This window comes from Streptomyces sp. adm13(2018), from assembly GCF_008042145.1.
Lineage (GTDB): Bacteria > Actinomycetota > Actinomycetes > Streptomycetales > Streptomycetaceae > Streptomyces.
Genome location: NZ_RDBH01000114.1, coordinates 1,676 through 12,234, shown reverse-complemented (window position 1 = coordinate 12,234; position 10,559 = coordinate 1,676). Strand labels below are relative to the sequence as shown.

Annotated in this window: 9 protein-coding genes; 2 read left to right on the top strand and 7 right to left on the bottom strand. The window is 74.3% G+C overall.

Going from position 1 to position 10,559, the window contains the following annotated elements:
• The 5 genes from EAO70_RS12170 to EAO70_RS12150 all read right to left on the bottom strand — a co-directional run.
• Positions 1–451: flavin reductase family protein (locus EAO70_RS12170; RefSeq protein WP_261992825.1), on the bottom strand; the 451-nt coding region annotated here is incomplete at its 3' end.
• A 102-nt stretch (positions 452–553) separates the two neighbouring features.
• Positions 554–3,925 carry a hypothetical protein gene (locus tag EAO70_RS37880; protein ID WP_187283859.1) on the bottom strand — a complete coding sequence of 1,124 codons (3,372 nt, stop codon included), beginning with the start codon at positions 3,923–3,925 and terminating at the stop codon, positions 554–556.
• Positions 3,926–3,999: 74 nt separating this feature from the next.
• Positions 4,000–4,785: an enoyl-CoA hydratase/isomerase family protein gene (locus EAO70_RS12160; protein WP_148003036.1), complete on the bottom strand. Its 786-nt coding sequence runs from the start codon at positions 4,783–4,785 to the stop codon at positions 4,000–4,002.
• 33 nt (positions 4,786–4,818) lie between these two features.
• Positions 4,819–7,041, bottom strand: a complete 2,223-nt coding sequence (locus EAO70_RS12155) for an acetate--CoA ligase family protein (protein WP_148003035.1) — start codon at positions 7,039–7,041, stop codon at positions 4,819–4,821.
• A gap of 236 nt (positions 7,042–7,277) precedes the next feature.
• A complete protein-coding gene (locus EAO70_RS12150) occupies positions 7,278–8,429 on the bottom strand; it encodes a flavin-containing monooxygenase (RefSeq protein WP_148003034.1) in 1,152 nt (383 codons plus the stop codon).
• Positions 8,430–8,610: 181 nt separating this feature from the next.
• On the opposite strand from EAO70_RS12150, the gene EAO70_RS12145 reads away from it, so the two are divergent.
• Positions 8,611–9,063 carry a DoxX family protein gene (locus EAO70_RS12145; protein ID WP_148003033.1) on the top strand — a complete coding sequence of 151 codons (453 nt, stop codon included), beginning with the start codon at positions 8,611–8,613 and terminating at the stop codon, positions 9,061–9,063.
• Positions 9,060–9,464 carry a Zn-ribbon domain-containing OB-fold protein gene (locus tag EAO70_RS12140; RefSeq protein ID WP_187283858.1) on the top strand — a complete coding sequence of 135 codons (405 nt, stop codon included), beginning with the start codon at positions 9,060–9,062 and terminating at the stop codon, positions 9,462–9,464. The genes EAO70_RS12145 and EAO70_RS12140 overlap by 4 nt, the downstream gene beginning before the upstream one ends.
• On the opposite strand, the gene EAO70_RS12135 is transcribed toward EAO70_RS12140, so the two are convergent.
• On the bottom strand, positions 9,453–9,770 hold the full coding sequence (locus tag EAO70_RS12135; protein WP_148003032.1) for an RICIN domain-containing protein: 318 nt from the start codon (positions 9,768–9,770) through the stop codon (positions 9,453–9,455). The two genes, EAO70_RS12140 and EAO70_RS12135, sit on opposite strands and share 12 nt — an antisense overlap.
• Positions 9,771–9,797: 27 nt before the next feature.
• A complete protein-coding gene (locus EAO70_RS12130; RefSeq protein WP_148003031.1) occupies positions 9,798–10,451 on the bottom strand; it encodes an HAD family hydrolase in 654 nt (217 codons plus the stop codon).
• Positions 10,452–10,559 lie beyond the last annotated feature (108 nt).

The following is a 10,559-nucleotide window of genomic DNA, read 5'->3' as shown; positions in this document are numbered from 1 at the left end:
CCTTCTGCGTCAACATCCTCGGGGCCGGGGTCCAGTCGACGCCCGCGAACTTGTCCGCCCCGCTGACCGCGAACGACCGGCACAGCGGGCCCTGTCCGGCCCCGAGGATGTTGACGCAGAAGGTGCCCGCGCCCGCGATCCTGGGCCAGGTCGTCGAGGTCCGGGCGACCATGAAGGCGACCAGGGGCGGGTCGAGGGAGAGGGAGGCGAAGGACTGGCAGGCGAAGCCGGCCGGTCCGTCCGCGTCGAGGGCGGTCACGACCGTGACCCCGCTCGCGAAGTGGCCGAGGACGCGGCGGAACTCGGCCGCCTCGACGGGCGGTCGCTCGTCCTCCCGTACCGCGCGCAGTACCGGCCGGGGCAGTGCTTCGACGGCCGTCGGCGAACCGGCCGCTCTCAGGTGTCGGACGACGGTGGCCGCCATCCCCGCGTGTCCCATCACACCGCCCATTGAACCTGACGATCCGTCAAATGAGAACCCCGGCGGGCACGCGAAAGCCCCCGGGGCGGCGGACCGCCGCTCCGGGGGCTCGTCACACGGACACCCGCGGGATCAGCCGGCGACGGCGCCGGTGGCCCGGGTCCAGGCGACACCGGAGACGTGCCCGGTGCGGTGGGCGGTCACCCGAACGGTGATCCTGGTCCCGCGCTGGGCCTTGGCGAGCGTGAACGTGGCACGGGTGGCCCCACTGATCGCCCGCCCGTTCGCGTACCACTGATACGCGTACGCGGTAGGCGCCGGAGCCCAGGTCCCCCGATTCAGCGTGAGCGTCCGCCCGACCTTGACGGTCCCGGTGAGAGCCGGGGCCTTGGTCGCCTTGGGCGCGAGCCCCTTCACCGCGAGGGATCCACTGACCGCGGTGAGCGTCGGGTGGCCGGCCTTCCGCGCGATCACGGCCACCGACAGCTGCTTGCCCTGGACCGCGGACGCGATCGTGTACGTGGAGGCCGTGGCCCCCGCGATCGCGACCCCGTTCGCCCGCCACTGGTACGCGAGCGAGTCCACCGGCAGCGACCACGAACCGGGCCTGGCCGTCACCTTCGCGCCGACGACCGCCGTCCCGGAGGCACCGGGGGCCGCGGTGTTGCGGAGGGCGGCGACGACGGTCACCGACGGCTTCATGAACTGCATGCCGAAGGCGTAGACGCTGGTGCTCAGGGAGCCGAGCGGCGCGTTCGTGAGGTCCAGCCCGACCGTCATGCTGCGCCGGTCCGGCGCGACGGAGAGGGTCGTGGACTCGGCCCGGAAGGACCCGTTCGTCACGACGACCTTGGCCGAGGAGGGCAGCGCCGCGCCGGTGACGGTCATCGAGATCCTCCCCCGGCCGACCGTGGCGGGGCCGACGGCGCCGACGGAGCGCTCGTCGGCGCCGCAGACGACGCCGTCGCAGGAGAACTGGGCCTTGACCGGCGTCGAGGACTGCGCCGGCTTCTCCGGCAGACCGATCACGAGCGTGGTCGGCTTGGCCGCCTTCGGGTAACCGCTCGGCAGCCCGCAGCTGTAGATCTCGCCCTCACTCGTGTACGAGCCGCCGCAGAAGTTCACCCGGCTGCTCCGGTCGTACATCCGGGGCCGCGGCATGGTGGCGAAGGTGCCGGCCGGGCTGAACGCCACGTCGAACCTGTCGCCCGAGGCGGTCGGGAGCGCCCAGCACAGCGTGGCGCGCTGCTCGCTGAGGGTTCCGGTGAGCGGCCCGAAGCCGTAGCTCACGTTCGCCACCTTGGCGCACTCCGGGGCGGGCCCGGCCGGCGTCCCGATGCGGGCGGTGTCGAGCCGGTAGGCGGCGGGGGCGGTGCCGCCGGCCGGGACCTGGATCAGCACCTGGTAGGCGGCGGATCCGGTGACGGCGCAGCCCCTGGCGAAGTAGTCGCACACCGCGTCGCCCTTGGCGTCCAGGGCCATCAGACGGACGGAGTCGTTCGCGTCCCGCGCGTCCAGGTGCAGGGTGTCCCCGGCGGCGGACGTCGTGACCCGGTGGCACCGGAAGGTGCCGGGTGCGGCCGGGGTGCCCCCGGTGGACGGGCCGCCGACGGCGACGGCCGGGGTGGTGACGCAGCCGCGCGCGGTGGAGGTCACGTCGTAGCGGGTCAGCAGGGTCTCGGCGGGCAGGTCACGGCCCTGGACGAGGACCGTGTGGGCGAGGCCCGGGGTCAGGTCGCAGACCGAGAAGGTGCCGTAGTAGTTGCGGATCTCGCAGCCGACCCTGCCCTTCGCGTCCACCACCACGGCCTCGGCGGACGAACCTCCGGCGCCCTTCGCGATCTGGAACAGCTCGCTCGCGGAGTGGGCGTTGGCGGGGATCGTCAGGCAGCCGGCGAAGACGCCGTTGCCGGTCCTCACGACCGACCGGGCCGGGTTCGCGGCGAACTCGGCGGCGGTGAAGGTCGGGCAGGCGGAGGGCACGTCGGTCCGGTGGACGACGAGACCGTAGCCGTCGCCGCCCTCGGTCGGGTCCTCGTCGACGACGGTCAGCCGGTAGGGGGCGGTGCCGCCGAGCGTGCAGGTGGCGTCCCACAGGTTCGTGGCGTCGAGGCACTGCTCGGCGCCGGTCGCGTCGTACACCTTGATGTCGGTGGAGAGGTCCGACTGGACGGCGAGGTGCGCGCCCTGCGGCAGCGGCAGGTTCAGGCAGTCGACCTCACCGGGTGCGGAGAACGCGCCCCGGTGGGTGACGGCGAGCGCGACCCCGGACACACAGCCCTCGGTGGAGGTGCGGCCGAAGACCTGGACGGCGTCGTCGGTGAGGACGGTGTACGCCGTGCCTGCCGTGAGCGTGCAGAGCCCCTCGTAGCTCCGGCAGGCGTAGGTGCCGTCCCGGTGGTACACGGAGACGTTGCCGCGGTGGCCCTCCTCGTCCACGGACCGCACGTCGTAGCGGCCGGACACGGAGGGCGTGAAGGTCTTGCAGCCGGTCGCGGGCCCGGACCGGTCCGGCGCGGTGCCGTAGACGGACGGGGCGACGACGGCGCAGCCCGCAGGGTCGGACAGGCGGCGGACCTTCAGGGTGTACGGGGCGTCGGGGCCGCCGTCCTCCTGGTCGCCCACGACCGCGTAGACGCGGTGGCCCTCGGTGCCCTCGGGCAGGACGCAGCCCTCGGAGCCGTCCTGGTCGCGCTCCACGCACAGGCGCCTGCCGGTGGCGTCGGAGATCCACGCGAAGGAGTCGCCGTAGGTGGCGCGCCGCAGCTCCGTCGTGATCCGCTCGCCCGGGGCGGCGGTGAAGGAGTGGCAGACGACGCCCAGCGGGCCCGCGCCGGTGCCGGTCGCCGGGGCCGTGGCGTACCCGGTGCCGGGGACGGCGGGGCAGTCGCCCGGGGCGCCGGCCATCAGCGGGACGAGGGCGACCTCGTTACGGGCCTCACTCCAGTCGTGGTTGGTGAGCTTGAGCGTGTACCGGCCGACGGCCAGGTCGCACCAGGCGTCCTTGTACTGCCAGTCCTGGCACGTGACCTGGTCCTCACCCGCGTACAGCCGCGGGTAGGTGTCGTGGCTGCCGTCGATGAGAAGGCGGTGCGTGCCGGACCGCTCCACGGTGACGGTGAAGCAGGCGGTGCCCTGGGACTCGATGGTGACCTGCCGGACCGCGTCGCCCGGCTTGCCGATCGGCGCGAGCGGCAGCGCGGGACACGGGGCCGCGGTGTCCGTCGGATCGGCGGTCGGCGTCGGGTCGGCGGTGGGCGTCGGCTCGGCCGGGGCCGACGGCCCCGGCGCGGTCGGCTCGGAGACGGTCGGCTCGGGCGCCGGGTCCGTCGTCGCGGGCCCCGGCGCGGGCGCCGCGCTCGCGGCCGGCGGTGGCGGTGTCGCGGCCAGGGCCGTGCCCGCCGGGATCGCGGATCCCAGCAGGGCCGTCAGCAGGGCCGGGACCAGCAGAAGCGATCTGCCGGATCTTCGGGATCGTGTGCGCGAGCGCGCGGAGTTGGGCATTCCGTTCCCCCCGGAGCGGCGGTGTGTCATATGCGCGACACACGATACGGCCCGGGTCCGTCACCGTCGCGCGACTATCGGCCCCGGTACCGCGCCTCCCGGCGCTCCACGAAGCTCGCCACCCCCTCCCTCGCGTCCCCCGTCGTCATGTTGATCTCCTGCGCCGCCGCCTCCGCCGCGAAGGCCGCGGCCCGGTCCGAGTCCAGGGACGCGTTCACCAGCTGCTTCGTCAGCGCCAGCGCCCGCGTCGGGCCCTGCGCCAGCCGCTCGGCCCACTCCCGCGCCGTCTTCTCCAAGGCCTCCGCCGGCACCACCCGGTTCACCAGACCCAGGCCGTGCGCCTCCGCCGCCGACACCGCGTCCCCGAAGAACATCAGCTCCTTCGCCCGCTGCGGCCCGATCAGCCGCGGCAGCAGGTACGCCCCACCGCCGTCCGGGACCAGCCCCCGCCGGACGAACACCTCGATGAAGCGGGCCGACTCGGACGCCAGGACCAGATCGCACGCGAACGCGAGGTGCGCCCCGATCCCCGCCGCCGTCCCGTTGACCGCCGCGATCACCGGTTTCTCGCAGTCCAGCACGGCCCCGATGAAACGCTGTGCCCCGCGCCGGATCGTGCGCGCCACGTCCCCGGGGACGGTCTCCGCGAGCGCCGGCGCGCCCCGCAGGTCCGCCCCCGCGCAGAAGCCCCGGCCCGTCGCCGTCACCACCACCGCCCGGACGTCCGGGTCGGCGGAGGCCTCGTCGAGCAGGGCCATGACACGTTCCCGCTGCTCCCAGGTGACCGCGTTCATCGCCTCGGGGCGGTTGAGGGTGATCCACGAGACGCCGTTCTCGACGGCGTGCAGTACCTCGGGCATGGCGTCAGCTCTCCTCGGCGTTCCTCAGCGTCCTCAACGGCAGACCGCGAGCGCGTCCAGGGCCACCGCGCCCTGCCCGCGCGGCAGCACCATCAGCGGGTTGATGTCGAGTTCCGCGAGGTCGCCGTCGAGTTCCAGCGCCATCCGCTGGACCCGCAGCACCACCTCGACGAGCGCGTCCACGTCGGCCGGCGGCGCCCCCCGGACCCCGTCGAGGAGGGCACGGCCGCGCAGCTCGGCCAGCATGGAGCGGGCCTCGTGCTCGCCGAACGGCGGGACCCGTACGGCCGTGTCGTTCAGGACCTCCACCAGGACCCCGCCGAGCCCGACCGTGACCGTCGGCCCGAACAGCTCGTCGCGGGTGACGCCCACCACCATCTCGACCCCGCGCCCGACCATCTGGCAGACGAGGATCCCGTCGAGGTCGACCGACTCGAAGCGGGCGATGTCGGTGAGTTCGCGGTACGCGTCCCTGACCTGGCTCGCGGAGGTCAGCCCCACCTTCACCAGGCCCAGTTCGGTCTTGTGGGCGAGCTGGGCGCCGGAGGCCTTCATGACGACCGGGTAGCCCACCAGGCTGGCGGCCCGGACGGCGGCCGCCGCGCTGGTGACGAGCTGCTCGCGCGGCACCCGTATCCCGTACGCCCGCAGGAGCTGCTTCGCCGCGTGCTCGCTGAGCCGCCGGCCGGGCCGCATCAGGGCCTGGGCCTTGCGGAAGGACGGGGAGGGGGTGCGGGGGGCGTCGTCGAAGGGGGAGTGGTAGGCGCCGGTGAAGCGGTGGTGGTCGAGGTAGGCCTTCACGGCCCCGATGCAGTTGGCGAACGTACGGAAGGTGGCGACGCGCGAGGAGCCGAGCAGGGTCGTGCGGTAGGCCTCCTCCGTGCCGACGGGGGACCCCCACACCACGCACACCAGCTTGTCCGTGGCCTCCGCCGCGTCGACGAGGTCCTGGGCGAGCCGGTCGCTCATCGGCGGGAACGGCCCGGTGATCGGACAGATCAGCACGCCCACCGAGGGGTCGGCGAGGATCGCGTCGATGATCTTCCGCCCGCGCCAGTCGCCCACCGGGTGCCCGCCGTTGTCGACGGGGTTGGCGACGCTCAGGTACTCCGGGATCCACTCGTGCAGTTCGTCCTGCTTGGCCTGCGGGAGGGTGGGCAGCCGCAGCCCCGCCCCGGTGGCCAGGTCGGCGAAGTGGGCGCCGGTGCCGCCGGATATGGAGTAGACGACGACGCCGTCGGCCTGCGGCCGGCGGGCGCGGGCGAGCAGGGTCGCGGTGTCCTGGAGCTGGTCGAGCCCGTCGACCCTGATCACCCCGAACTGGCGCATGGCGGCGTCGACGACCTGGTCGGCGCCGGTGAGCTTGCCGGTGTGGGAGGCGGCGGTACGGGCGCCGGTCTCGGTCCTGCCGACCTTCACGGCGACGACGGGGACGCCGTGGCGGGCGGCCCGGTCCGCGGCGAGGAGGAAGGAGCGGCCGTCCTTGAGGCCCTCGACGTAGCAGGCGATGGCGCCGACCTCGGGCCGTCCGGCGAAGTACGAGATGAAGTCGGAGGTCTCCAGGTCGGCCTCGTTGCCGGTGGGCGCCCAGTGGGAGAGGCGGACGCCCAGCTCCTGGAGGGTGAAGACGGGCCGTCCCTGGTGGCCGGACTGGGTGATGAGGGCGACGGCGGGGCCTTCGAGGTCGTCGCGGAAGCGCTCGAAGGCGTTGAGGTTGGTGTTGGGGCCCAGGAGGCGGATCCCGGAGCGGCGTACGGCGGCGGCGAGACGTTCCTGCGCGGCGGTCCCGGCCGCGCCGGTCTCGGCGAAGCCGGAGGCGAACGCGACCGCGAACCTGACCTTGGTCTCGGCGAGTTCCTCGATGACGGGCAGCGGGTCGGCGACCAGCAGCACGGCGAGGTCGACGGGTTCGGTGAGCGCGCCGACGGAGGGCACGCAGTCGATCCCGAACACGCTGGTACGGGTGGGGTGCACGGGCACCAGCCGGGCGCCGACCCGCTCGGCCCAGGCGAGCAGCTGCCGGGTGATGCCGGTGTTGGGGCGGCCCTCGGCGTCGGAGGCGCCGACGACGGCGACGGACTCGGGGCGGAAGAACCGGTCGAGGTCGGGCACGGCGGCGTACAGCGGCCGCCCGCTGACGTCCTGGTCGCCGGGGGCGGCGGTGATCCCGTGCACGGCGGCGCGGGGCGACTCCCCGCAGGCGTCCACGCGGGCGCGAAGACCGGTGGTGAAGGTGCCGTGAGTCGATCCAAGCATGTGTTCCGCCCGCCCTTCACCCATCCGTATACACCTGACGATCAGTCAGATTACAGAACTGACGGCCAGTCAGGAATAGGTGGGGGGTGGCGGGTGCCTGTGCGGGCCGCGGGCCCGCGCCTCCGCGGCCCGGGCCGGTCGGCGGCACCGGCGATCCCGGGCGACCAGCGGCCAGCGGCCAGCGGCCAGCGGCCCGCGGCCCCCGCGGCCTCGGGCGGCCGCCGCCCCGGCCCCGGCTACCGGGCGATCCGGCGCGCGATCTTCTCCGCGTCGATGGCCAGTTCGCGGAACATCCCGCTGATCGGGTTCGTGAACCCCGTGAAGTACAGCCCGGGCGCCTCGCGCGGGCAGCGGGCCCCGTGCACCACCGGATGCCCGCGTCCGTCCAGGACGCCCAGATGGCCGACCAGCGGCTCCAGGGCGCGCCGGTAGCCGGTCGCCGCTATCACCGCGTCCGGTGCGATCCGCGTACCGTCCGCGAGGACCACCTCGCCGTCCTCGAAGGCCTCCACGGCCGCGACGACCTCGACCTTCCCCGCCCGCACCGCGGCGATCAGGCCCACGTCCTGGACCGGGATCGCCCCTTCGCGCTGGCGCGTGGCGATGCCCTTGTCGGGGCGGGGGAGCCCGTACGCCGAGAGGTCCGGCGTCCCCACCCGGGCCGTCAGGGCGCCCAGCCGGTCGACGAGCGCCGTCGGCAGGCGGCGGACGAGGATGCCGGAGCGCTGGGCGGGCCAGCCGGCGGTGGTGCGCTTCACGATGTGCGGGACGGTCCGCACGGCGAGCCGCACCCGGCCGGCGCCGCCGTCGGCGAGGTCGGCGGCGATCTCGGCGCCGGTGTTGCCGATGCCGACGACGAGGACGTCCTGACCGGCGTAGGGCTCGGGGTTGCGGTAGGCGCGGGCGTGGTCGAGCCGCCCCCGGTACGTCTCGCGGCCGGGCCAGTCGGGCAGCCGCGGGGTGTGGTTGTAGCCGGTGGCCACGACGACCGCCCGGCCGGTGAGCCGCCGGCCGCCGGTCGCGTGCAGGACCCAGTCGGACCCCTCGCGCTCGACGCGGAAGACCTCGACGCCCGTCACGATCTCCAGCTCGTGCCGCTCGGCGTACTTCTCCAGGTAGCGCACCACGTCCGCGCGGGCCACCCAGCGTCCGAAGGAGCGGGGGATCCGCAGCCCCGGGAGGGCGGAGAGCCGGCGGGTGGTGTGCAGCCGCAGCCGGTCGTAGTGGGCGCGCCAGGAGGCGCCGACGGCGTCGGACTTCTCCAGGACGACGGCCCGGACGCCCCGCGCGCGCAGGGCGGCGGCGACGGCGAGACCGCCGGGGCCCGCGCCGATGACGTACACGGGGTGGTCAGCCTGTGGAGGGAGTGCAAGGGGGGTGGTGGCCATGAGTGCTGAGCGTAATGACGTGTACACGCGGCGGGTCTCGGTCAAGAGGGATTTCGGTTGCGAATCGGTCACGCCGGGCGCCCGCCGCGGCCGCCCGGCCCCGGCCTCTTGCGCGGAGGGCGGGGCTGCGCTGAACTGACGTACCGTCAGATCCAGTGGTTTCCCACGAGGGGGAGCGCGCATGCAGACCGTCTGGCTCACCGGCGCCGAATGGCTCGCCGTCCTCCGCATCGGCCTCGGCCTGTGGTGGCTGGAGAGCTGGCGCCACAAGGACAGGAAGGGCTGGTTCGAGCGCGGCACCGGCATCGCCTGGGCCGCCGAGGTTGCGGGCCGGCACCGGTGGCCGCCGGTCAGGAAGGGCTTCGAGACGGTCGTCGCGCCGCGCCCCAAGCTCATGGCCTACGTCGTCGTCTACGCCGAACTCGCCCTCGGGCTCGGCCTGGTGGCCGGATTCCTCACCCCGGTCGCCCTGGTCGGCGGGCTGCTCCTCAACCTGCTCTATCTCGTCCTGATGATCCACGACTGGGCCGAGCAGGGGCAGAACGCGATGATGGCGCTCATCTCGCTCGTCGCCCTCCTCGCCCTGTCCTGGCAGACCTGGTCCCTCGACCACGCGCTCGGACTCTTCCTGTGACGGCCGCCGACCCCGACATCGACGCCTTCACCCGCCCGTACTGGGACGCCGCCGCCGGGGGCCACCTCCTGCTGCGCCGCTGCGCGGCCTGCGGCCGGGCCCACCACTACCCGCGCGAGTTCTGCCCGCACTGCTGGAGCGAGGACGTCGGCTGGGAGCGCGCGAGCGGCCGCGCGACCCTCTACACCTGGTCGGTCGTCCACCGGAACGACCTCCCGCCCTTCGGCGACCGCGTCCCGTACGTGGCGGCGGTCGTCGACCTCGCCGAGGGGCCGCGCATGATGACGCAGGTCGTGGACGTGCCGGAGGGCGACCTCCGGATCGGGATGGAGCTGGAGGTCGCCTTCCGGAGCGAGGGGGAGGTGCGGGTCCCCGTCTTCGGTCCGCGGTCAGCGGGCTGAGATGTTCCGCCAGACCTGCTCGCTCCGGCCGGAGGAGCCGCAGGTGTACGTCATGGCGAACGACCCGGCCGTCAGACACCGACCGTCGCTCGCGTTCTTGAACATCCGCCCGGCGGACGTCGAGGAGACGACCTTCCAGGACTGGGCGGAGGAACCGTTGCACGAGGCCGTGGTGACGGCCGTGTTCCCCGCCGGCTGGAGGCAGCGGCCGGAATGCCGGTTCTTCAGCCGGAAGGAGCCGTCGGCGCCGGGGGAGTAGTCCAGGAGAACCAGTACGTGCCGCCGCCGCTGCCGGTGGATCCGCACGCGGCGGACCGGGCGCCGCCTCGCGGGTCAGCGCGATGCCGCCTCGTGGGTCGGTTCGGCGCCGGCCTCGCGGGCGATGTGGGGAGCCGCGTCCGCCAGGGACCGGAAGTGCCGGTGGGCCCCGGAGTGCGGCGCCTCCGTGTTCACCGTCCAGACCGTCATTCCGGCCGCCAGGCCGGAACGCACCCCGGACGGCGCGTCCTCGATCACGAGACAGTCCCCGGGGTCCGCGCCCAGCCGCTCGGCGGCCAGCAGGTACGGCACCGGGGACGGCTTGCCCTCGGCCACCGACGCCGCGTCCACCACCAGCTCCGGCACCGGGAGCCCGGTCCGCTCGAACCGTCCCCGCACCCGGTGCCCGTAGTTCGACGTGACGAGTGCCCAGCGGCCCGGCGGCAGGGCGGCCAGCAGCGCGCCCGCCCCCTCGAAGGCCCCGTAGGAGCCCGTACGGACGTCCTCGTCCTCCAGGGTGTGCAGCAGCGCCAGGCAGGCGGCCGGGTCCTGGTCCGGGACCACCGCGGCGAAGGTCTCGACCGGTCGCGTCCGGAGCGCGACCGCGTACACCTCGTCCCCGTCGAGCCCGTACCGCGCGGCCCACTCGTGCCAGACGCGGCGCTGATTGGCGACGGCGTCGATGAGCGTGCCGTCGACGTCGAAGAGGATGAACTTTCCGCTGGTCACGGGCGCGATGGTACGGGCAGGACCCGCGCGCCGCCGAGGCGGCCGGCGCCTGCCGGCCGCGGGCGGCGGATGCACCGCCGCCCGCGGGCGCCCCGAGCGGGTCCGCCC